This is a genomic window from Allobosea sp. Root670 (genome assembly GCF_001429415.1).
GTDB lineage: Bacteria > Pseudomonadota > Alphaproteobacteria > Rhizobiales > Beijerinckiaceae > Allobosea > Allobosea robiniae.
Map to the genome: position 1 here is coordinate 284,708 of NZ_LMJU01000017.1, position 21,695 is coordinate 306,402.

29 protein-coding genes and 1 pseudogene are annotated in these 21,695 nt (G+C 64.0%); 25 read left to right on the top strand and 5 right to left on the bottom strand.

All coding sequences use genetic code 11. The annotated features are described in order from the left end of the window. Positions 1–36 precede the first annotated feature (36 nt). The 14 genes and pseudogenes from ASE61_RS19310 to ASE61_RS19380 all read left to right on the top strand — a co-directional run bounded on the left by ASE61_RS19310 (position 37) and on the right by ASE61_RS19380 (position 13,256). Positions 37–600, top strand: a complete 564-nt coding sequence (locus tag ASE61_RS19310; RefSeq protein ID WP_244492917.1) for a hypothetical protein — start codon at positions 37–39, stop codon at positions 598–600. Between the two features lies 1 nt (position 601). Continuing rightward, complete coding sequence (locus ASE61_RS19315) at positions 602–1,006, top strand: phage tail terminator-like protein (protein ID WP_162260126.1); 405 nt, start codon at positions 602–604, stop codon at positions 1,004–1,006. Between the two features lie 22 nt (positions 1,007–1,028). Further along, positions 1,029–1,952, top strand: a complete 924-nt coding sequence (locus tag ASE61_RS19320) for a phage tail tube protein (RefSeq protein WP_061969668.1) — start codon at positions 1,029–1,031, stop codon at positions 1,950–1,952. Between the two features lie 27 nt (positions 1,953–1,979). Next, positions 1,980–2,192, top strand: a complete 213-nt coding sequence (locus ASE61_RS19325; RefSeq protein ID WP_061969669.1) for a hypothetical protein — start codon at positions 1,980–1,982, stop codon at positions 2,190–2,192. Further along, on the top strand, positions 2,189–2,653 hold the full coding sequence (locus ASE61_RS19330) for a hypothetical protein (RefSeq protein WP_061969671.1): 465 nt from the start codon (positions 2,189–2,191) through the stop codon (positions 2,651–2,653). Before ASE61_RS19325 ends, ASE61_RS19330 begins: the two co-directional genes overlap by 4 nt. Positions 2,654–2,682: 29 nt before the next feature. Beyond that, positions 2,683–2,955: a hypothetical protein gene (locus ASE61_RS19335; RefSeq protein WP_061969672.1), complete on the top strand. Its 273-nt coding sequence runs from the start codon at positions 2,683–2,685 to the stop codon at positions 2,953–2,955. Positions 2,956–3,490: 535 nt separating this feature from the next. After that, complete coding sequence (locus ASE61_RS19340; protein WP_061969674.1) at positions 3,491–8,704, top strand: phage tail length tape measure family protein; 5,214 nt, start codon at positions 3,491–3,493, stop codon at positions 8,702–8,704. Positions 8,705–8,713: 9 nt separating this feature from the next. Further along, positions 8,714–9,115: a hypothetical protein gene (locus ASE61_RS19345; RefSeq protein WP_061969676.1), complete on the top strand. Its 402-nt coding sequence runs from the start codon at positions 8,714–8,716 to the stop codon at positions 9,113–9,115. Beyond that, positions 9,115–9,309, top strand: coding sequence for a hypothetical protein (locus ASE61_RS19350; protein WP_061969677.1), 195 nt, complete (start codon positions 9,115–9,117; stop codon positions 9,307–9,309). Before ASE61_RS19345 ends, ASE61_RS19350 begins: the two co-directional genes overlap by 1 nt. Next, positions 9,306–10,880, top strand: coding sequence for a hypothetical protein (locus ASE61_RS19355; protein WP_061969679.1), 1,575 nt, complete (start codon positions 9,306–9,308; stop codon positions 10,878–10,880). Before ASE61_RS19350 ends, ASE61_RS19355 begins: the two co-directional genes overlap by 4 nt. Next, positions 10,880–11,380, top strand: a complete 501-nt coding sequence (locus ASE61_RS19360) for a hypothetical protein (protein ID WP_061969680.1) — start codon at positions 10,880–10,882, stop codon at positions 11,378–11,380. The genes ASE61_RS19355 and ASE61_RS19360 overlap by 1 nt, the downstream gene beginning before the upstream one ends. After that, complete coding sequence (locus tag ASE61_RS19365) at positions 11,362–11,616, top strand: hypothetical protein (protein ID WP_061969682.1); 255 nt, start codon at positions 11,362–11,364, stop codon at positions 11,614–11,616. The genes ASE61_RS19360 and ASE61_RS19365 overlap by 19 nt, the downstream gene beginning before the upstream one ends. Beyond that, positions 11,616–12,338, top strand: a pseudogene (locus ASE61_RS19370) (hypothetical protein); the annotation flags it as partial. The gene ASE61_RS19365 and the pseudogene ASE61_RS19370, both read left to right, overlap by 1 nt. 483 nt (positions 12,339–12,821) lie before the next feature. Continuing rightward, entirely contained in the window at positions 12,822–13,256 is a 435-nt protein-coding gene (locus ASE61_RS19380; RefSeq protein ID WP_061969687.1) for a hypothetical protein, read from the top strand. A 9-nt stretch (positions 13,257–13,265) separates the two neighbouring features. Here the strand turns inward: ASE61_RS19380 and ASE61_RS19385 are convergent, their stop codons facing one another. Continuing rightward, complete coding sequence (locus ASE61_RS19385) at positions 13,266–13,976, bottom strand: hypothetical protein (RefSeq protein ID WP_061969689.1); 711 nt, start codon at positions 13,974–13,976, stop codon at positions 13,266–13,268. Positions 13,977–14,064: 88 nt separating this feature from the next. Between ASE61_RS19385 and ASE61_RS19390 the strand changes: the two genes are divergently transcribed. The 6 genes from ASE61_RS19390 (at position 14,065) to ASE61_RS19415 (ending at position 18,313) form a co-directional block, all read left to right on the top strand. Beyond that, entirely contained in the window at positions 14,065–14,721 is a 657-nt protein-coding gene (locus tag ASE61_RS19390; RefSeq protein ID WP_061969691.1) for a hypothetical protein, read from the top strand. 64 nt (positions 14,722–14,785) lie between these two features. Beyond that, positions 14,786–15,016: a hypothetical protein gene (locus ASE61_RS19395; RefSeq protein ID WP_061969692.1), complete on the top strand. Its 231-nt coding sequence runs from the start codon at positions 14,786–14,788 to the stop codon at positions 15,014–15,016. Then, positions 15,006–15,512 (top strand): lysozyme, encoded by a 507-nt coding sequence (locus ASE61_RS19400; protein ID WP_061969694.1) that lies wholly within the window; start codon positions 15,006–15,008, stop codon positions 15,510–15,512. The genes ASE61_RS19395 and ASE61_RS19400 overlap by 11 nt, the downstream gene beginning before the upstream one ends. Continuing rightward, positions 15,512–15,742, top strand: a complete 231-nt coding sequence (locus ASE61_RS19405; RefSeq protein ID WP_061969696.1) for a hypothetical protein — start codon at positions 15,512–15,514, stop codon at positions 15,740–15,742. Before ASE61_RS19400 ends, ASE61_RS19405 begins: the two co-directional genes overlap by 1 nt. A 117-nt stretch (positions 15,743–15,859) precedes the next feature. Further along, positions 15,860–16,195 carry a hypothetical protein gene (locus ASE61_RS19410; protein WP_156407163.1) on the top strand — a complete coding sequence of 112 codons (336 nt, stop codon included), beginning with the start codon at positions 15,860–15,862 and terminating at the stop codon, positions 16,193–16,195. A 147-nt stretch (positions 16,196–16,342) separates the two neighbouring features. After that, complete coding sequence (locus ASE61_RS19415; protein ID WP_156407164.1) at positions 16,343–18,313, top strand: transglutaminase domain-containing protein; 1,971 nt, start codon at positions 16,343–16,345, stop codon at positions 18,311–18,313. Positions 18,314–18,345: 32 nt separating this feature from the next. On the opposite strand, the gene ASE61_RS19420 is transcribed toward ASE61_RS19415, so the two are convergent. The 3 genes from ASE61_RS19420 to ASE61_RS19435 form a co-directional block, all read right to left on the bottom strand. After that, entirely contained in the window at positions 18,346–18,636 is a 291-nt protein-coding gene (locus ASE61_RS19420; protein ID WP_061969700.1) for a hypothetical protein, read from the bottom strand. Beyond that, the gene (locus ASE61_RS19425; protein WP_061969702.1) at positions 18,633–18,887 is read right to left on the bottom strand and encodes a hypothetical protein; all 255 of its coding nucleotides are present in this window, start codon (positions 18,885–18,887) and stop codon (positions 18,633–18,635) included. The genes ASE61_RS19420 and ASE61_RS19425 overlap by 4 nt, the downstream gene beginning before the upstream one ends. Positions 18,888–19,240: 353 nt before the next feature. After that, complete coding sequence (locus ASE61_RS19435) at positions 19,241–19,495, bottom strand: hypothetical protein (protein WP_061969705.1); 255 nt, start codon at positions 19,493–19,495, stop codon at positions 19,241–19,243. A 60-nt stretch (positions 19,496–19,555) separates the two neighbouring features. Between ASE61_RS19435 and ASE61_RS19440 the strand changes: the two genes are divergently transcribed. Genes ASE61_RS19440 through ASE61_RS26615 form a run of 5 tightly spaced genes read left to right on the top strand, consistent with a single transcriptional unit; the run spans position 19,556 to position 21,247 of the window. Further along, positions 19,556–19,810 carry a hypothetical protein gene (locus tag ASE61_RS19440; RefSeq protein ID WP_061969707.1) on the top strand — a complete coding sequence of 85 codons (255 nt, stop codon included), beginning with the start codon at positions 19,556–19,558 and terminating at the stop codon, positions 19,808–19,810. Then, positions 19,807–20,190, top strand: coding sequence for a hypothetical protein (locus ASE61_RS19445; protein WP_061969708.1), 384 nt, complete (start codon positions 19,807–19,809; stop codon positions 20,188–20,190). The genes ASE61_RS19440 and ASE61_RS19445 overlap by 4 nt, the downstream gene beginning before the upstream one ends. Before the next feature lie 4 nt (positions 20,191–20,194). Beyond that, positions 20,195–20,386, top strand: coding sequence for a hypothetical protein (locus ASE61_RS19450; RefSeq protein ID WP_061969710.1), 192 nt, complete (start codon positions 20,195–20,197; stop codon positions 20,384–20,386). 7 nt (positions 20,387–20,393) lie between these two features. Then, positions 20,394–21,080, top strand: coding sequence for an SOS response-associated peptidase (locus ASE61_RS19455; protein WP_061969711.1), 687 nt, complete (start codon positions 20,394–20,396; stop codon positions 21,078–21,080). Next, positions 21,080–21,247: a hypothetical protein gene (locus tag ASE61_RS26615; protein ID WP_156407165.1), complete on the top strand. Its 168-nt coding sequence runs from the start codon at positions 21,080–21,082 to the stop codon at positions 21,245–21,247. The genes ASE61_RS19455 and ASE61_RS26615 overlap by 1 nt, the downstream gene beginning before the upstream one ends. Positions 21,248–21,301: 54 nt before the next feature. Here the strand turns inward: ASE61_RS26615 and ASE61_RS19460 are convergent, their stop codons facing one another. Next, entirely contained in the window at positions 21,302–21,592 is a 291-nt protein-coding gene (locus ASE61_RS19460) for a hypothetical protein (protein WP_061969713.1), read from the bottom strand. Between the last annotated feature and the right edge of the window lie 103 nt (positions 21,593–21,695).

A 21,695-nucleotide genomic window follows, 5' to 3' on the forward strand; every position in this document is an offset into this window, starting at 1 on the left:
GCGCGGCTCGGGACGTTGTCTCAGGAGCTGGCCGTCATGCTGGACGAGACGCTCTCGCCGGCGTCCCGGTCGCGGATGGTCGCCGAAATCGCTCGCGACGCGATCTCCGAGGCGCAGGCGACGAACCGGGCGGCGCTCGGCCGCGATCCGGAGCAGAAGACCTTCGTGGATGGCCGGGTCGGGGCAGCGCTGGACAGCGTCAATCCCGACCGCGGCGTCATCCTGGCGGTGTTCGACGTCTCGACGGACCTGTTCGATTATGTCGGGCGCATGCTGGTGCAGCACTCGCCGCGGCTCACCGGCCGGTATCAGGATTCGCATGTGCTTTTCGCCGACGGTGTCGAGGTCGAGCGATACGATGCGGCTCGCCGCGCCGAGGAGTGGGTGTTCCTCAACGTCCAGCCCTATGCCCGCAAGATCGAGGCCGGCTCCTCGGACCAGGCGCCGGACGGCGTCTATGAGGCGGTGGCCGCGCTGGCTTCGCGACGCTTCGGCAATGTTGCCTCGGTTAAATTCAGCTGGCGCTCTCCCGTCGCGACGGCGACCCGGGCGCAGGAACGGGCGACGCGCGTCCCCGCCATCTCGATCAGGCTCTACTGACATGGCTTCTCTTGCGACGATTACCGCGATGCGCGCGCGCCTCGCGGGCTTTGCCACGCCCATCGAATGGCCGAACGAGAGCTTCACCCCGCCGGCCGATGGCAGTGCCTTCATCGCGGTCCAGTTCCCGATCGCCTCGGAGGAGCAGGCCTCCTTCGGCGCGCCCGAGTCGAACGTCTTCCGCGAGGAAGGCGCTGTCCGCTTCGTCATCTGCTCACCGCGCGGCGAGGGCGTCGACCCGGCCGCCGCCCTGGCCGACCAGCTGCGCGACCTGTTCCGGAACGCCCGTTTCGGCGGCGTGCGGACCTATGCCCCGACCTCGCCCGTCTTCGACGGCCGTGGGGATGACGGCAACTACCACCGCGCCTCGTTTGCGGTGCCCTACGAGCACGACATCTTCGCCTGACCCCACATCACAGGAGATTCCCATGCCTTTCGCTTCCGGCAGCGAGGTCCGCGTCGCCTATGTCCCCGAGGTGACCTGGGGGACTACCCCCGCGACACCATCCTTCACCGTCATCCGTGCCACGAGTGGTGGTCTGCGGACCAACAAGCAGACCGGCGCCAGCGATGAGCGGCAGGCTGACCGCAACGTCCGGGACGAGTTCCTGCTCGGCCTCGGCGCCGGCGGCTCCTTCGAGGCGGAGCTGACCTATGGCACGTTCGACGACTGGCTCGAGGCGGCGCTCTGCAGCACCTGGGCCTCGGACGTCCTGAAGAACGGCGTCACCCGCAAATCCTTCACGGTCGAGGAGACGCTCGAGCTCGGCGCAACCGACAGCTTCTCGCGCTTCACCGGCGCGCAGATCGGCGGCTTCTCGCTCGGCCTGACCGCGCGGGAGAAGGCCACGCTGAGCTGGGAGTGGCTGGCGAAGCAGGAGACGCTCGCCACCGCCATCGTCGCCGGCGCGACCTACGCCGCGCCGAACACGAACGACGTCATGACGGCGTCCCGCTCTGTCGCGGCGCTGACGCTGTCGGTCGGCTCCGCCAAGGTTCGCTCGCTGCAGCTGCAGGTCGCCAACAATCTGCGTGAACGCCCCGTGGTCGGCTCGGTCTATTCCGAGGAATTCGGCATCGGCCGCTTCGACGTCACCGGCACCATCGAAGCCTATTTCGAGTCGAACGCGCTCTATCAGGCGGTGCTGGACCATGGCTCCGGCGACCTGTCCTTCACCATCGGCGACGTCACCGCCGAGAAATACACCTTCGAGCTGCCGAAGATCCGCTTCGGCGACGGCTCACGCGTCGTCGGCGGCAACAACGACGATGTCATGGTGCAGATCCCGTTCCGGGGGCTCTACGACCCGACGGAGACCGCCAGCCTGAAGATCACGCGCGCCGTCGCCTGACGGGCGCGGCCTCGACCGGAGGCGCAGATGAAGACGATCGAAATCCTCTCGACCTTCGACGGATATCCGCAGGGCACGAAGCAGCGCTTCGTCGCCGGCGCGAAGCCGACCGTCGAGAGCGACTATGCCGACCTGCTGGTCGGAAAAGGCCTCGCCCGCGAGCTCGCGGACGAGGTGAAACCCGATGAACCGCCCGCCGCGTCCGGTAAGCCGGCCGGCCATAAGGAGCGCCGCAAGTGAAGATCAGCGAACTGAAGATCGATCCGGTCAAGCGCGAGGAAGGCGCCTGGATCGGCGACCTGCCGGAGATGGGCGGCGTGCGCCTGCATGTGCGCGGCATCGGCTGCGCCGAATTCCGCAAGCTGCAAGCCAAGCTGGTCGAGGCGCTGCCGCGTTCCAAGCGCATCGGCGGCCGGATCGCGCAGGAAGAGCAGGACCGGATCACCGGCGAGTGCCTGCATCGCACCATCCTGCTCGGCTGGGAGGGCTTCGAAAACGACGACGGCAGCCCGATCGAGTACTCGGCGGAGCAGGCCAAGGCGTTCATGACGGAACCGGCCTTCAGCAAGATCCGCGAGGCGGTAGTCACCGCTGCCAGCCTCGTCGCCGAGGGCGTGGCGGCGGATACGGAGGAGCTCGCGGGAAACTCGCCAGCGTCCTCGGTTGGCAGCTCGACTGGGGCGAACGCGAGCGCTGGCTAGAGGACCAGATCGACGAAGAGGCCGGCTATGTGCCGAAGGCGCTGCTAGGCCGGCCTGATCCTCTCCCGGGTGCCGAGATCTATCTCTCGGCGTTCTGGGACCTGTCCGGCGACAGGCCGCTCGGCGCCATGGGCGGCGCCGGGTCGATCCCCTTCCTCGCCCTCGATCGCTGGGCCATCCGCAACGGCTTTGATGAAGCGGCGGGGTTCGAGCGGCTGCGAATGGTGATCAAGAAGCTGGATGGCGTCTATCTGGGGCACATGGCGCGAAGAGCCAAGAACCCCAACAAGCGGGGCTATTGAGAAAACGGATTTACCTTCGCGCGTTCGGGGGCCGGGCAGTTGGGCTCGTCCACAAAACGCATTGTGACACTAAATTGACCATTATTTAGGTGGTATGCCGACGCGCGGACGCTGTCCTTTTGAAAGATTAAGCTGCCGGATAACTTGCCTATAGGGGGACCAAACGCGGATCTGAGGTTGTCTAGTATTTCTGCTTCCACTTGCAGCCGGTTAAACGATTTGTGGTCGACCCTTCCGTTCACTACGCAGATATGGCCAAATTTATTCAAAGAAGCAGAGTACAATATGAAGTGGCCGCTATCTTTCGGAACGGTCGGCATAATAATAGTGGTTTTGTCGGGGCTTAACTCATGTTTCAAAGTAGAATAATGAGTGCGCCTGGGTATCCCGAATAGATTTCCGCTTTCGCTGGCCTGCGCGCTGTTTAGAGCGCCCAGCGCAAATACAACTGCAATCGATCTTGTTCGCAGCATGATGACCCTCCCGCGCGCAACCTGCCGCGCGGGAGGGCTTCGTGCAACCCTGAGGAGCGCTCATGCGCGTTTCATCGCTCGTCCGCGACGTCACGATCCGGGCGAAGACCGAAGGCGTTCAGCAGGCCGCGGCTGCGACCGAGCAGCTCGGCCGTGCGGCCGACGCCACCGTCGTCAGCTCGGAGCGGCTGGAACGGCGCGCGCTCGATATCGGGCGCGCCTATGAGCGCCTGCAGCGCTCGCTCGACGCGGCCTATCGCGAAAGCCAGATGTTCGAGAGCGGACAGCGCGTGCTCGATCGCGCCCTGGCTGTCGGGCGGATCGAGGCGGCGGAGCATGTGCGCTCGATGGAGCTGCTCGCGGCGAAATACAGCCAGGCCGAGCAGGCGGCGCGAGATCTCGCTGCGGCTAATGACAATTTGACACGCCGTGCCGAGACCTTCCGCCGGAGCATCGACCCGATGGCTGCGGCGCAGGAACGGTTCAACGCAGCGATCCACGAGGCGGAGGACCTCTATACCGCCGGCGCCCTTTCGCTTGAGCATTACCGGCTCGGCGTGGCCAAGGCGACGGCGGAGATGAATGCAGCGGTTCAGGCGCGCCAGCGGCTCGACCAGTCGGGCATGCAGTCGGCGCAATCGGCTTTCAACAGCCAGCTCGGCGTGCGCTCGGATTTCAACACGGCATCCCGGGCAGCGGACGTGCAGGCCTATGGTGCGTCGCTCGATGCCTTGCGGGCCAAGTTCGTGCCGCTCGCCGCTGTCCAGCAGCAATATCGCTCGACGCTCCAGGAGATCGCTCTGGCCTCCCGCGCCGGTGCGATCAACGAGGCCGAACGGGCGGCGGCCCTGCAGCGGACCAAAGATGCCTTCGCTGCCACAGTGCTCGCCATGCGCCAGACGGCCGATACCGGCCAGGCGCTGACCCGCGCGACCGGGCTGGCGCGGCATGAGATGGTCAATCTCGGCCGGCAGGCGCAGGATGTGTTCGTCTCGCTCGCCTCGGGCCAGTCGCCGCTGACCGTGCTGATCCAGCAGGGCACGCAGATCGCCGACGTCTTCATGTCGTCGCAGGGCACGCTGCGCGGTTTCTTCGCGCAGATTGGCCAGGGCGCGCTGAACTTCGCCGGTCCGCTCGGCCTCGCGGCCACGGCCGCCATGGCGCTCTATTCGGCGTTGTCCCTGTTGGGCGAGCGGCGCGAGCTCGAAAACTCGCTATCTGGTATCGGCCGGGCGGCCGGTGTGACGGCCGGCGAGCTGAACCGGATTGCGGTTGATGCTGCACGGGCAGCTGAGATTACCGCCACGGCGGCCCGGAGCATGGCGGCGGAGTTCACGCGCACTGGCAAGATCGCACCCGATGTGACGACGCGGCTGATCACGATGTCGAAGGCTTATGCGCTGACGACGCAGCAGGATCTTCTGCCGGCCTCGAAAGAACTGGCCGGCCTTTTCGCCGGGGATCTGTCGCGGGCGGCCGAGCAGCTCAACCAGCGCTTCGGCGCTTTCGACGGCATCACCCTTTCGGCGATCCGCCGTCTCGAATCCATGGGCGAGCGCGGCCAGGCGCAGAAGCTGATCATCGACGCGATCGCGGCCAGCACGGCGAATGCCGAGCAGAAACAGTCCGCCTGGAACCGGGCGATTGACGAGTGGATCTCCAAGCCGTGGGATCGCCTGAAGCAAGGCGTCGGTAACCTCGTGGTAGGGCCGGATGAGGCCGAACAGAAGCTTCGGGAGCGTCTTGCCTTGCAGCGGCAGATTGCCGAAGTTGAGCAGAAAGAACCGGCGTTGAGGCCTCAGCTGTGGCTTGCAGAGGCGCGAGCCCGTCTTGCCGTGCTCGAGCGCGAGCTGAAGATCAGCGACGATATCGCCAAGGCTGAGAAAGAGCGTGTCGATCGCAACCTCGCCACGGCGCGCGGGCAGTCGCTTGTCGATGCCCAGCCGACGAACCGGAACCGCGAGCAGCTCAATGCCAATGTGAACAATCTTGAGCACTCGATCGCGGGGCTGAGGAAGAGCTATGCCGATCTTTCGGCCGACGCTGGCCGCAATTCCGAGGCGATAGCAAAGAACATCGAGACCCAGCGTGAGCAGGCGCTTCTGCGCGATCGTGCGATGGAGGCTCTTCGCGATATCAACCGGTTGCAACAGGGGCAGACGGTCGAGGAGTACCGCGCCATCGCTGCCCAGAAGCTGCGCGAGGAATTTGTCGGCCGCACAACGGTCGCCGAGCAGGCCCAGCTGGCGCACCGGCAGAAGCTGATCGACCTGTTCGGCACCGAGATGTCGAAGGAAGAGCGCCTGACGCAGGCGCGCCAGGCCGCCAACGATGTGATGATCCGCGGGCGCGAAGCCTCTGCGGCGATGACGAAGGCGAGCCAGGACGGCGCCGTTGCCGCCAATGCGGAGGCGGAGGCCTATCGTCGACAGGGCGTCGCTGCAGGCGAGTTGGAACGGCTGCGTCAGCAGGCAGCTCGCGAGGTGAGAGGCACCGAGTTCGACAATGACGAAGGTCGGCAGACCCGTCTGAACGAATTGCTGATGGAGTCGGCGTCCAAGGCCCGCGCCGAGATCGCCAAGGTTTCGGCCGAGATGCAGGGGCAGGTCGCGGTTGGCCAGCGCGTGGTCGACGTCGCTCGTCAGCGCCAGCTTTCGGAGGAGCAGATCGGCCGGCTGCAGCAGCAGGAGCTCGAGCGCCAGCAGCTGATCGTGCGGCTCCGTTCCGCAGGGGTCGGCGAAGCCGAGATCAATCGCGTGGTCGGTGAACAGGTCGCGCTGAAGGAGCGTGAACTGTCGATCGAGAAGGAGCGTGCCGCTCTCGGAATGATTGCGTCGCAGCGCGATTCGATCGCGCTGCTGCAGCTCGAGGTGTCCCTGCTGGGCCGCTCGACCGAAGAGCGCAATCGCGCCGTCGCCGCGCTGAAGGCCGAGCAGGCCTTGAAGCGCCAGGGCATCGATCCGTCCAGCAATCTCGGCCAGCAATATACCGACGGCGCCAAGGTCGAGGCCGGCCTCAACGCGACGAAGGAGCAGTTCGTCGATTTCGGGAAAGAGCTGACCACGATCGTCGGCGGCGCCTTCGACGATCTGTTCTCGAACGCCGACAAGGGTTTCAAGGGGGTCGCCGAGAACGCGTTGAAGAGCTTCTCGCGCCTCGGCACGCGTCTGATTGAAAACCAGATCCTGAAGCCGATCCTGTCCGGACAGGGCTTCAATTTCGGCAGCCTCACCGCGGCGAACGACAATTCACTGACGCCGTCGACCTTCTTCAAGGGGATCGAGAAGGCCTTCACCGATGGCTGGAAGTGGATCACCGGCAATACCGGCGCGGGTTCATCCTCGTCGACCGTCAGCGGCGCGCCGGCGGCCAGCGGCTCGACCTTCGGAGGTATCGCGGGTGTTGGCGTCGCCGGCCTCGCCGGCTTCGGTATGGGCCAGCAATCGCAGTCTCCATTGATGGGCGGTATCGGCGGTGCGCTCACTGGTCTCGTCGCCGGCGCAGCTCTCGGCACGACCTGGGGCGGCCCGGTCGGCGCTATCGTGGGCGCCCTGGCGGGAGTCGCCGGCGGCATCATGGGGCAGCAGCAAGCAGCCAAGCAGCGCCGGCAGCAGATGATTCAAGCTGCGATGGAATACCAGCAGAACTGGGAGCAGATTCAGCCGGACGTCATGCGGCAGCGCTCGATCTGGCGCGGCGAGACCGAGGGATCACTGACCGGCTCCTTCCGCGAGGCGCGTTCTAGCTTCACCAACGCGGCGAAGACGGCCCAGCTCGCGGGCGACAGCAACGCCGTCTTCGCGATGGAGCGCGACCTCGGCACCTATCTCGACAAGATGGCCGGGGAGTTCTGGCGCTCGTTTGGCGACACCCTGCGCTCGCTCGACGCTGGCTCCGGACCGAACGGCCCCTTCATGCAGGCACGCAGCCAGATCAAGCAGGTCGGTGAGGCGCTGAAGGGCTTCGTCACTGACACGCAGACCGTCGGCGCCAACGTGCTGATGGCCCGCAAGGCGAGCCAGGACTATGCGCTGAGCCTGATCACCGGCGAGACCAAACTGACCGCTGTCCAGACCGAGATGGAGCGCATTACTGGCACGGCGGCCGGCCTGCAGGATGTGCTGATGGATCTCGGCCTGTCGTCGGAGGTTGCCGCTGGGGCGATCCAGCAGGGCGTCGTGAAGGCCATGCAGAATCTGCGGCAGAGCTTCACCAACGATCTCGGTCGCAAGCTCAACGATGCACTCGGACGCAGCTATATCAACGAGGTCTCCGATCTCTTCGCCGAACGCTCGACGCTGCGTGCCGATGCCGGCCGGCTTGGCCTCCCAACCGACCAGGTCGAGCAGTATTTCGCGGCGGCTGCGCAGCAGATCGTCGACAATGCCCGGCTGACCGGAGACGCCTTCACCAGCCTCGTCGGGATGTTCCCGGAGCTCAACGGCCAGGTCCATGCCTTCACCGGTGCGCTCGGCAGCCTCGAGGACCGTCTCGCCGCGGCGGCGCAGCGGGCGCAGGGCTATGAGGACCGGCTCTTCGCCGCGACGAACGACAATTCCACACTCGAAGGCGCCCTGGCCGAGTTCAACCGGCGCGCGGCGCGCGAACGCCAGGAGGAGGTCACCGCCGGGGGCGAGCACATCCTGTTGCTCGAGCGCACGCTGGCGGCCGAGCGCGCCAAGATCGTGAAGGACTTCAACGATCAGATCGTCGAGCAGCAACGGGCCTCGATCGACTCGATCCAGCGCTATCTCGACGATTTGCGCGGCGGCTCCTCCTCGACGCTGTCGCCGACCGATCGGCTGCGCGAGGCTCAAGCCTCCTATCAGCGCGAGCTGGCGATGGCGCGCTCCGGCAATGCGGAATCGGCCAACGGCGTCACCCAGTATGCGCAGGCACTGCTCGAAGCGTCCCGTGCCTATTACGGTTCGGCTGGCGGCTATCAGGATGCCTTCCGCTCGGTGAACACGGACCTGATGGGCCTGCAGAGGCTCTTCGGCGGCGCCCCGACGCTGAGCGCCTCGGACATCCCGGCCGGCGCGGTGACGGCGCCCCCGGCCATGGCCGCCGCCGACACCCGCATTGTCGATGGCCTTGCCGCCCTGCGCAGCGAGAATGCGAGCCAGCGCGCCGAGATCGCGGCACTGCGCGCGGATCTCGCCCGTCTCGTCGCCGCCCTGATCGCGGCCGAGGGCGAGGGTGCCGACAAGGTCAAGGGCGCCGTCGACCGGCTGACCAACGAAACGCGGCTCGCGGCCAACCGGCCGGCCGCCTGAGGAAGCACCATGGCGAACTTGACGTCCTATGCCCGCAAGAAGCTCGGCGATCATCTCGTCGGCCATGCCGCCTGGACCATGCCGAGCCCGGTCTATCTGGCACTGTTCACGGCTGATCCCGGCCTGTCCGGCTCCTTCGCCGCCGAGGTTGCGGGCGGTGACTACGCCCGGGTCAATATCTCAGCGGCGCTGAGCGATGCCGATCCGACCTCGGGCCTGATCGTCAACAGCACGATCATCACCTTCCCGACGCCGTCGGCTTCCTGGGGCGTCGTCAGCCATGTCGGCCTCTGCGACGCCGCCGCCGCCGGCAATCTGCTCACCCGCCAGCCGCTCAGCGTGGCACGCCTGATTTCCTCGGGCGATCCGTTCATGCTGCTCGAAGGCCAGATCCAGTTTTCCTTCGCCTGATGCTGTGCGGATCATGCCTTGGCGAGTTCGCCATCACCGAGTTGCGACGCTATCCGCTGCTCAGCGAGGCTGTGATCGTGCTCGAAAGCGAGGTCGACGGCACCAACGATTTCTCCGAGATGATGGACGCCGGCGTGAAGGATTTCGTCATCGTGGCCGAGATTTCGGTCGCGCCTTATGGGGTGATCTCGTGATCGCGGCCGGCGTCATCGCCGGAAACCCGTTCGCCGACCTGCCGCTCGCCAACTTCACCTTCGGTGGCGCCAGCCTTTCCTCGCAGGTCAGCGAATCCTCGACCTTCCGGCTGTTCGCGGGCACCGCCGAGATGGCGACGCAGCCGGACGACGATCCGGCGAACGAGCCGGTCTGGGGCACGCTGCAGCAGGCGCTGCGCTTCGAACGCTCGCTGCTCTCCGGCGAGGCGTTCGGCGCGCTGACGGTCGGCTGGGGCGAGATGGTGCTGATCAACACCGACGGCGCCTATGACGCTTTCCTCGCCGGCTATGCGGTCGATGGGCGTGACCTCACCCTGAAGCTCGGCCGTGCCGGCTCCGCCTATCGCCGCTTCGAGACGGTGTTCCGGGGCACCATGGCGGGTTGGGATATTCAGGAAGACACGGTCGTCGTCTCGGTGCGCGATCGCGGCAACCTGCTCGAGGTGCCGGCGCAGGACGCCATCTATGCCGGGACGGGCGGCATCGAGGGCGGCGACGAGCTGAAGGGCAAGCGTCGACCGGCCGCGCTCGGCGAGCTCGTCAATGTCTCGCCGCCGCTGCTTGATCCGGCGCTGCTGATCTACGATCTCAATGACGGGCCGATCGATGCCGTGCTCGCCGTTCGAGACCGTGGCGCGGCTCTCACCGCCACCGTCGACCATAGCAGCTACAACTCCCTGACGCTCGCCACGGTGGCGCCGGGGGCCTATGCGACCTGCCTGACGGCCGGCAAGATCCGGCTTGGCGCGCAGCCGGCCGGCACCGTCACGGTCGATCTCAGTGGCGACAAGGCCGATGGCGTGTATGTGTCGAGCACTGCCCGGATCGTCGAGCGGCTGCTGCTCGCCCGCACCCGCCTGGTCGCGGACGATCTCGATGCCTACGCCTTCGCCGCGCTCGATGCGTTGCAGCCGGCGCCGGTAGGCTACTGGCTCGGCGCGGATGACGGCCAGAGCGTTGCCGACGTTGTCGGACGCCTCGTCGCCGGCATTGGCGGTTTCAGCGGCTTCGGTCGCGATGGCCGCTTCGGGGTCGGTCGCTTCGATCTGCCTGATGGCGTGCCGAGCGGTCGATATGGCCGCGAGGATCTGCTGGCGATCGACAGGCTGCGGCCTCCGGGGGCGCTGAACCCGCCGCCCTGGCGCTACCGCACGGCCTATGCCCGCAACTGGACCGTCCAGACGGATCTGGCCGGACTGGTCCCGGCGGCGACTGTCGCCCGTCTGGCGGCGCCGTGGTCGGTGGCGCAATGGGATGACCGGACGATTCTCGCCCGCCATCCGCTCGCGCAGGACGCGGCCGTGATCGAGAGCTTCTTCCATCACGAATCCGACGCCTTCGCCGAAGCCGAGCGGCGCCTCGATCTCTTCGGGCGGCCGAGCTCGCTGTATCGCTTCACCGCCCACGGCCGGCCGTTCCAGCACGAGGTTGGCGGCGTCGTGCATGTCACCTATCCGCGTTGGGACCTCGGCGCCGGCCGGCTCCTGCGCATCGTCGCCGTCTCGGAAGACTGCGACGCCAACACCGTCGAGATAACCGGGTTCGCCTGATGTCCTCAGCCCTCGCCTTTCGCAACCTGGCGGATGCCGGGAGCCTCAGCGCGTCCAGCGGTGCCGCGCGCATGCCGGTCTCGCTGCTGCAGAACGTCCATGTCGCCCGGAAGTGGCGTTCGCTGGACGGGGCTGCGCAGTTCGTGCTGTGCGACCTCGGCTCGCTGCAGACGCTCGACACGATCGGGCTCTTCGGGCTGGCGCTCGCGGCCGGGCATGTCGCCCGTGTCCGCGTCTCGGCGCTCGACAATACCGGGCTCGCCGGCGACCTCTTCGATTCCGGTCCGGTAACGGATGCGGTCGACCCGGCCTATGGCACGCAGGTCGCGCTGCTGCCGGCTCCGGTCGAGGGTCGCTTCAGCTCTTCGTTGGGCAGCGCCATGCGCCGCGCATCAACTTCTCCTTCGACTGGTCGCGCGCCTTCCTCGACAGGTCGCGGCGCACCACGGGTCGCGGCGGCCAGATCTTCGTCGACCGGGATGTGCGCTACCGCACCCTGACGGTGTCGTTCGGCGCGCTGCGGGCGAGCGAGCGTCTGTCCTGGCTTGAGGAGATGGACCGCGAGAACGGTGCCTCGCGCGACCTGCTGCTGATCACCGATCTCGACAGCGCCAATCTCGGCCGGGATTCGCTCTGGGGCCTTGTCGACGAGGTGAGCCCGGTCCTGCAGCCGATGGGCTGGCTCGACGGCGAGCCGATCTATTCCAAGTCTCTCACGCTGACGGAGCGCCTCTGATGGCCTTCTCGACCACGACAGGAACCGGCTCGATGGCGCTCGCCGGCGCAGTGTCCGGCTGCCGGACCTTCGCACAGGCCATGCTGGTGAACGATACCTGCTGGTACTGTATCGAGATGGGCTCGAGCTGGGAGGTCGGTATCGGCACGCTGACCGCCAGCACCACGCTGGCGCGCACCACCGTGCTCTCCAACTCGCTCGGCTCGACCGCCAAGATCAATTTCGGGGCTGGGACGAAGAGCGTCTACATCACGATTCCGTCGGCCGTCTTCAGCGACGCGCCGCTGCCGATCGGTCTCACGGCCGGCGACTTCGATGCTGTCCGCCGCGACTATGCCGACGCCAGATACCGGAGGGCCGGCCAGGCGCTCGACATGCCTCACGTCGCCGCGCCGGCGGCGCCTTCCGCGGGCACCAGTCGCTTCTATGCCGACGCAGACGGCATCCTGCGCAAGCTGATTTCGACCGGAGAAGACTATCCGGTCTCGGGTTATCGCCTTGCCGATGGCACCGCGGCTGGGGTCGCGACGCTGGACATCGCCATCCCCAGCGGCTTCCGCGAGGTTGAGATCTACCTGCACCACATGCAGCCGGTGACGGCGGGCGAAATCATGCAGATGCGCCTCGGCGCCAGCACAGCAGCCTATTATTCCGGGGCGACCGACTATCGCTATGCCCATCACAACGTCGATTCCGCCGGCGCCGATACTGCGGTCGCGTCCNCTCGGCGCCAGCACAGCAGCCTATTATTCCGGGGCGACCGACTATCGCTATGCCCATCACAACGTCGATTCCGCCGGCGCCGATACTGCGGTCGCGTCCACGGGCGCTTCCGCGCTGCCGGTCATCCCGGTCGGTCAGCTCAAATCGGGCTCCAACGCTTCGGCCCGCATCCTGCTACGGGCGACTGACGTGCTGAACTACAGCCACCTCCTCGAAGTCTACGGGCTCTGCGCCAACAACACCGGTGGCGCGCTGAACGTCATGCGTGGCGGCTCGCGGCTGATGGCCGCTGGTGCCTCCGCCTCGCGGATCGGGGCCGCCCGCTTCTTCTACGGGGCCGGGAATATCGAGCAGGTCCGCTACGAAATGTACGGGAGAATGTGATGCTGCGCGCCGTTGTTGAACTCCGTCAGGTCCAGNCGCTTCTTCTACGGGGCCGGGAATATCGAGCAGGTCCGCTACGAAATGTACGGGAGAATGTGATGCTGCGCGCCGTTGTTGAACTCCGTCAGGTCCAGATTGGCGAAGGCGAGGAAGCCTCGGCCAGGTTCATCACCGAAACCGTGATCGTTGATATGACGCCGGACGAGCAGGCCGAGCACCTGGCTTCTCTCGCCGATTTGCCCGGCCCGGCTGTGCCCGCGATCTCCGATCGCCAGTTCGCGCAGCAGCTCGCCGTGCTCGGCGTGATCAGCGAGGCCGAGGCGCTGGCCTGGGCCGCGCGCGGCGATCTGCCGGCAGCGCTGGAATCCGCAATCGGCCAGCTGCCCGACGGCGAGCGCTTCGCCGCTCGCATGCTGCTCTCCTCGGCAACGATCTACGAGTTCGGCCATCCGCTGGGGCCGCAGCTCGGCGCTCTGCTCGGCTTCGACGAGCCGGCCCGGCGAGAGCTCTGGATGGCTGCCGCGCTGCTCTGACCTCGGGAGCTAGCGTCGCTCCTGTATGGCTGGTGTCGGCCAGGTTTTCACCGTGGCGATTGCTGCCGGATAATCGTCGGGATCGTTGAAGTAGTAGAGGATGTGCGACGGTCGGTAGGCACCGCTCAGCAGGGCCTTTTCGACCTTCTCGCGGAAGCCAGGCGGATCGTTGCGCTGCGAAAGCACAAGAAGATCCTCGGGGTCGACATTCTTCCCGGATGCGAGGTCGTCGAAGCTGATCTTGGCTACGATGCCTACGGTGGGATCGACCAGCAATGGCGTGGTTGGGTGGTTGGCGACGATCTGTGCGTGGTTTCCAACTAGGCCGCCTTCCCACCCGACCATGTCGACGTCGAGTTTGGCGTCGGGCCGCAGGAGCCGAAACAGCCTGATCGCGAGCAGGACATAGTTGTCGCAGTCGAGGTGCTTCTCGCTCAATAGATCGGGAAGGCGGAAGGCCATCGAGTTCCCGTATGGGCGATAGTTGTGGGCAGCGATCACGGCCCAGACCAGCGCGCGCTGATCATCGTCCAGCGCGCGAAAGAAGTCCTCGTCTCTCGCGGCCAGCAGATACGAGCACCGGTCAAACGCGGACCTGAAATACGTCGCATCGCTGGCTGTCGCCGAAACCGCCGACCGCACAGAGCGATCAGAACAGTCCAAAGAGAGTGCAGGCGTCGCGCCGAGCAACGCGCAGATGAGCCCAAGCCATAACCGCATGGCCGTAGAGCTACGCCGGCTTTCATCCGAGGACAATCGAAATTCCCACCGCCGCCTTCGGGCGGCTTTTTCATGTCTGGAGACAGCAATGTCCTACCTGTCGAGTTCCACCCATGCGGCCGTGATCGCCGATGCCGCCGGCACTGTCCCGGGGCTATATTCTTCGATCCGCTCCATCTTCATCAACGATCTTCCCGCCGCGCTGCAGACGTTGCCGGAGGATAATCTCAAGCTCGCCTTCGCCACCATCTTGGCCTTCGATCTGAAGCCCTATGGCAATGGCGGCGGCCTCGATCTCGCTAGCAATCTCGCTGCGGCCGACATTAATTGCGACAATTACTGCATCCTGGCCCGCGAGCTCTATAAGCTGATGAACCCGACGCCGGGCGTCGAGCCGAAGATCATCGGCTGGAACGGCGGGGCGGTGGGCAATCATGCCCAGCTGTTCATGACGGCTGACGGCGTCCACCTGATGGCCGACCCGACCATCGGCTATCTGGTGAAGGGGCAGACGCTGAACGGGCTGACGAGGGGGCTCGGCGGCCTTCCGGCCAATGCCAAGTCGTTCTTCTCGTTCAACTCCGGGCGGACGAATATCGCCGCGTTGAACGCGAATGTGCAGAGCGCTGTGTCGACCGGCGGCTATTACGCCAGCCATCTCCTCTACTACTTCCCGACGATCGACGACTACGTGGCGGCACCCGGTTCCGCCGCATGGGCCACGCCGCAGAGCTGGAGCATCTAGCGCTCCTCACATCGCCAAGCCGTTTCGCCCGCCTCTGGCGGGATTTTCTTTGCCCGGAGCCTCCATGGAACCCGTCCCCAACTGGCGGCGCGTGCTGCGCTATGCCTGGTCGATCAAACTCATCGTCCTTGGCGGCGTCCTCTCGGGAGCCGAGGTCGCTTTGCCGCTCATCCGTGAAGTGGTCGACGTACCGCGCGGCTGGTTTGCCGCCGCCTCCCTTATCGTCACGGCCGGCGCCTTCATCGCTCGGCTCGTCGCCCAGAAATCCATCTCGGGAGGCGACGATGGCGAGTAAGCGAGCCAAGGCAGCGCTGGCGTCCGGTCTCGGCCTCGTCGCGCTAACAGCAACCTATCTGACGACGCCATGGGAAGGGACCAAGAACCTCGCCTACTGGGACAGCCTCGGGAGGGTCTGGACCGTCTGCACAGGCGAAACGAAAGGCGTGCAGAAGGGCGACCGCTACACCGACGAGCAATGCGCGGCGATGCTCTACGAGACGTTGGAGAAGGACTACAGGCGCCCGCTCCAGAAGTGCATCAAGGGCTATGACAAGCTGCCGATCAGCCTTCAGGCGTCCTTGCTCGACGCGGCCTACAATGTCGGCACCGGGGCTATATGCAAATCGACCGCGGCCCGCCGCGCCGAGGCCGGCAGCTACACCTCCGCGTGCCATGCCGTGACCTGGTTCAACAAGTCCGGCGGCAAGACCATTCGCGGCCTCGTCCTGCGCCGTGAGAATGGCGACGCCAGCCGCATTGGCGAGCTCGAACTCTGCCTGGCAGGCCTGTGATGCCGCTCCTCTCGCTCCTCCCCATCAAGGCCTGGATCGGCCTTGGCATCCTCCTCCTCGCCCTCGGCGCGTACTGGAAGATCTCCAGCGACGCAGAGCAGCGAGGCGCAACCACTATCGTCACGGAAATCCAGAAGGGGCAGACGGATGCACAGGACCGCGCTGAAACTGAGCGCCGCCGGCTTGATAGCGGCGATGACAGCCGCGTGCGCCAGTTCGACCGCGATTAAGGTCGAGGGCTGCACCATCTTCGCGCCGATCTATGGCTCGAAGAAAGACACCGACGACACGAAACGACAAGTCGATGCCCATAACGCAAAGGGCATCGGCGCTTGCGGATGGGCGCCATGAGCATGAAGGTCAACGACGACGGAAAGTTCTTCGGGCGCGTGGTGGCGGCCTTTGCGGGCGCGTTGCCGGTCCTGCTGGTCGGTAGCGTCGTCTGGTGGGCCGATGCCCGCACCGCTGACCAGAAAGCGGCGGAATCAATCGTTCGCATCGAAAAGCGGATGGACACCGTCGAGGCTGAAGCAAAGGAAGCCCGCATGTCGGCCGCTGCTGACCGCCAGAAGACGGCGGAACTGGCCGGGGATGTCCGCAACGTGTTGCGCTCTACGGCTCGAATTGAAGCGCTATTGGACCGCATGATGATGGTCCAACCACCAACGCCATCACGGCCCTAGGCCGCTTTTCATCTGGCCGGCGCAACCCGGCCTGCCCTGCTTGAGCGATTCCTCCCTCATCTCGGGCCGTCGTTCCTTCGGGAGCGGCGGCCTTTTTTTTCGGAACCACGACGCGGGATTAATCGGAACGATTGTCTTAATGCGACCGTGCTGACGCCGGGAAGCGACCGTGGTACTGACGGCACGGAAGTGGCCGGAATTTGTGTCAACGGGAAAGCTGCTGTGAATTCCAACTATGAGATTTTGGCGCAGTACGTTCAGGACAACGTTAATTCGCTGGAGAGCGCAGCCAAGGTTATTAATGCATGGATATGGAGCTCTTTGTTGCCGGGCGGCTATGGGCCTGAGCCGACAGACGCTCAAAGTGCTGCTGATCCTCAGAACGGAAGCAGTTGCGGTTGGCGCCACATCTTATTGGTAGATTTATTTGAAAGCGTTGGCGTACCGACGAGAACGGTCAATTTCTATAACGTGCCGTTCCAAGGTAACCACACGACAACTGAATTATTTATTGATGGAAAGTGGATGTGGTTCGATCCCACTTTCGGGACCTATTTTGAGCCAAAAGGGGGCGGCGAACCGTTATCAGTTGAGGAGGCCCGCGCTCAATGGCCGGATCTCGATGTGAAAAAGTCAATTCTGCCTGGCTGGCAGGGATCATTTGTTGACTTGGATACGATCCATCCGGGCTTTGCTTATAACAATTATGAGAACCCGTTTTTCTATCAGTCAAAAGAGTTCTTCGGCATTGAAAATATCGCAATCAGTGGCGAGATAAATAGTTTGTATTTTGGGCCGGAGGCCGCTTACTGGTTTGGTGGCCCGACCACACCGGTTCCCGGGAGCGGGGCGAGCTGGATCTCGGTCTCCGACACCGCTGATGCCTATGCATGGATGCGCTACGTTAATACCTACGATGCTGAGGGTCGTCTCGATTTTCGCTGGTTTGAGTATGATCTAGATAGCCCTAGGACGTATGCACACTTCGTCGACTACGACCAAGACAATCGGTATGACTGGTCAGTAAAAACAACCTTTGTCGGAAAGCTCCGAAACGGGGTTCTGGACTACTGTGAGATAAAGTATGATAACGGTTCGAAGGATGTGATTGAGTACGACTCATATCCAAATATATATAATTGGACTGAAAAGACTACTTCATTTACAGCATCTGGGCTTCTCGATAGGCAGATTGGAAGTTATGATAACGGCCAGTCGTGGCTAATCGAATACGACGATCTATCGCGCTATAATTGGTTATCTTATCGTGACGCGTATGATGCTACCGGCGAGATTTTGCAGACGGTTTTTCAGAACGACGATGGCAGTCAGCGCTCCATAAACTGGGCACAGTCCAAAATTACAGGAACGGACAGCAGCGAGACGTTGCAGGGCACAGCTGGCGACGACTGGTTGGTGGGAGGCGATGGCGACGATGTGCTTATCGGTGGCGCTGGTCGCGATCGGCTAGAAGGCGGTATGGGCAACGATGTCTATTACACCGATGAACTGGCAGAATTTATCATTGAGAAGCCGGACTCTGGCCTGGATACGGTCCGCTCTGCTGGCAACCACGTTCTCGGAGCCAATGTTGAAAATCTAGTGATGCTTAGCGGAATCTACGGAACCGGCAATGAGCTGGACAATCGAATCAACGGCAATGCTGAGAATAATGTCTTAAGTGGAGAGGCAGGGAACGACACGTTACTTGGCCTGTCCGGAAATGATGTAATTGTCGGTGGAGAGGGGAACGATATCATAGAAGGAGGCGCTGGCGCGGATACGCTGTCAGGTAACTATGGCTCAGATCTATTCATCTTTCGGAACATTTCAGATCTGTCCATTCGTACGTCCACGACCGACCTGGTGCGCGACTTTTCGTATGCTAGCGGCGATCGAATCAGCCTCAATTTCATTGACGCGAATGATGGGTTGGCGGGTGATCAGGCCTTCAAATTTGTTGGCACTCAAGCATTCAATGGCCCCGGCGAAGTGCGATACACTCAGTTCGGAGGTGAAACGTGCCTCCTACTTAACACGGACTCCGACGCCGATTACGAGGGGATCATTCGCCTAAGCGGGTTGGTCAATCCAGAAGCTTCTTGGTTCATTCTCTAGAACTGACGGGTTTTGCATCGGACTTAGCCCCGTCAGCTCCGGCTCGCGGGGCTTTTTTGTTGTCTTGCGTATTCAACCCAAACTGCGTCTGGCGAGATGAGCGATGGCCGCTTGCCGGGTTGGCTCATCCAGATCCAGAAGCCGCGCTCTATCAGAGCGGCGGCTTCTTCGAGGGTTTCCACATAGACCGCATTCGCCGTGACGTGCTGACGGTTGCCATGCTTCGGATCGGCCAACCGGAAGCCGCGCTTCGTCTGGTGAGGGTGCTCTGGACCGCCCGGTCGCGGCCTGACCCGCTCGATCCAGAGAACGCTACGGATCATGGTTTGGCCTTCAACATCGCGTAGCGATCGATCTCCGCGCGGAGTTGGGCCACAGCGGCATCCCCGCGAAATGCCTTCATGCCCTTCAACCCGTCCTTCACACCGTCGAGGGCGTCATTGCGCTGGCCGAGCGGCAGGCCGGCGAGGAACCGCACCTCGCATTCGATCTTCCACTCTTCCGACCAGGTGGAAACCTCCCGGCCGGCGAGGATTGAATAGACGTGCGGCGGGCTATCGGGCGGGAACGGCATCTGCGAATCTCTAATGTGGCCGCTACCAATACCCCTTTCGAGCGCGACTGGCGTCCCGGCGCTTGCCGCGGCCGCGATGCCATATCGCGCCGGCGCGATCGCGGGAGTCGAAATCCTCGCCCTTGATTGCTTCGCGAAATTGCTCTGCCTGGCCCCGATCGCCGAAGCAGAAGATCTCATAACTCCTCACGCCGTCGCTTACGCCGAAGCGAATCCTGCAGAGGCTGGATAGAGGCCCTGACGGATTCACATAACCCATGGTCCGGCCTTCAAAGAGCGGCACCGCGATCTGATGCGGATAGTCACGATTGATCTGCGTGTCGGTGGGTTGACCCCTTGCCCTCATCGCGGCCTCAAAGCGCTCTGATCTGCTCCTCGAATTCCTCTGGGATCTCGCCGAAGCGCCCGATCACCTCGATGCTCGACGGCTCGCCGGTTTCATCGTCGGCGAGGATGCGAAGAACCGCGGCGCCGGGCCTGCTGGAGGCAATGCGGCGGCCGTCGATGAGCGCCTGGCCACTGCTCTTCGCTGACGACTTTGGCGACGGCGTGAGCTTCTTGCGGTGGATGTGGAAGGGCTGGATGACGAAGGTCTCGATCTCGGCCATGGTCTTGACTCCTGCGGGCTGTCTGTTCTCTTAATGTTCTCATATCAGAGGACTGGAACGATGTCAGCCCAGCCAGCCGAACAGCAGGTCGAGGATTCGACGCTCGACGCCGAAATCTCATCGCTGATCGAAGATTTGCTCGATGAGCATCAGGGGTTCGAGCGGGCGGCCTTTCAGGCGCTGGCGCAGAGCTATCTTATGCTTTTGGCTGAGAGCGAGCGGCTGGCCAGCGATGCCGACCGTTCCTACTCGCGCGGCTTTCTGCGTGGCCTGTTTTCAGAGGGGGCTCGGCCCGTCCGCGAAAAGGAATCGTGAGCGAGCTGCCGGGGCTGCACACGACGCTGGAATTCTATCGCTGGATCATCGTGCGCTTCCGGTGCGCGAAGTGCCGGCGCCACGGCGACGCGCGCCTGGCGAGGCTGGCTGAGAAGTTCGGTGCGACCGAGACGATCGAGTCCTTGCTGACGCGCTTTCATGCGACCTGCCCGAACCGTCCGCGCTCGAAAGGAGGGCGCCTGGTGGCCGATCCGCAGTTCGCCTGTGGTGGCTATTGCCCGGACCTGAAGGCTAACCCGCCACCGGACCTCCCGCCCTCGATGCGAGGCCTCACCTTGATCGATGGCGGCAAGGCAGACATGCTCCCGGCCGAGACGGCGCCGGGGGAGCGGCGCCGGCGTGTCGGCGGCGAGGAGTAGCGAAATGTCGGATCAAACCGATGCGATTGCCATGGCCAAGGCAGCAGATATCGATCCCAAGGCCTTCAGGTCGGCGCTACGAACCGCCGGCCTCTCCTGGCACATGCACAGGGCTCGCTGGTTGGTCACAAAGGACAGTGCCGAGCATGAGGACATGAAGCGCATTCTGGCTGCCTTACCGCCTCGGCAGAAGTGAGGTAGCTATGTGCGGTCGATTTAGCCAAGCCTATACCTGGGATGAGATCGTTGCCTTCAGCCAGCCTCTGACGGTGCCGGCCGACCGGCCGAACCTGCGGGCGCGTTACAACATCGCTCCGACGACCGAGGTCGACATCATCGTGTTGACCGAGGCGGGCCGCGAGCTGCGCAAAGCGCGCTGGGGTTTGATCCCCGGTTGGCACAAGGGCGGGCTGAAGGATTTCAAGCTCGCCACCTTCAACGCGCGCGTCGAGACTGTCGAGACGAGCGGCACCTTCAAGCATGCGTATAAGAGCCGGCGCTGTATTATCCCCGCCTCGGGTTTTTTCGAATGGACCGGTGAGAAAAAGGATCGGGTGCCGCATTTCTTCTCGGCGGCCGATGGCGATCTTCTGGCCTTCGCCGGCCTTTACGAGCGCTGGCGCAATCCGGAGACCGGCGAAGAGAGCACGACCTGTACCATGATCGTGCGGGAGGCCAATGCCTGGACGGCGCAGTACCACGACCGGATGCCCTGCATGCTGCTGAAGCAGGACTTCGACGCCTGGCTCGACGGCTCGGGCGGTATGGAGTTGCTGAAGCAGCCGCCGCGCGACCTCCGCGAATGGATCGTTTCGAAGCGCGTCAACAAGGCTGGCGAAGGCGACGACGACCCGACGACGGTCGAGCCCTTCAAGGATGACCTGTTCTGATGGGTCATTGGCAGCAGATCGGCCGTGACAATCGAGAGGAACGGGCGCGTCGCGCCGCGCTGCCCTCGTGGCGGCGCGCGATCCGGACCCATGCCGAGGCGGCGCTCGTCGCGGTGGCGTGGGTGGTCGCGGGTGTACTGGTGTGGATGGTGCTGCTAGCGCGGTGATGGGGAACGCGGCGCTTGCGCAAGAGCGGGTTGCCACCGCTTCCCAAGCTGACGTCAGATTAAATCCACATCATCGAGTGGGACGAACCAAGCTGCCGCTGCGGCGAGCCTTTTCCGCTTGCCGCCGGGAAACGCTCCCCAAGCCTGACCGTGGTGCGGGTTGTCAGCCTGCGGATCAAAGCCAACCTGTAATTCAAGGCTCCGGAGTTGCTCGACTGTAAACCGGACGGAGGCGATCCATTTCGGGCTAGTTACATGTTCGCGAGGATCAGTCCCCGCCTCGATAATGCTCGGCTCAAGATCAACCGACATGCCGCCGTCCACCGTCGAGCCTTGATAAGCCATGCTCGAAATTCTCCGGCGACCGCCCTTCTCAATTACGAGGTCAGCGGATATGCGCCGGATAATTCCGTGTTCGTTTTGAAGCTGCGGATGGTCGTGCGGCTTC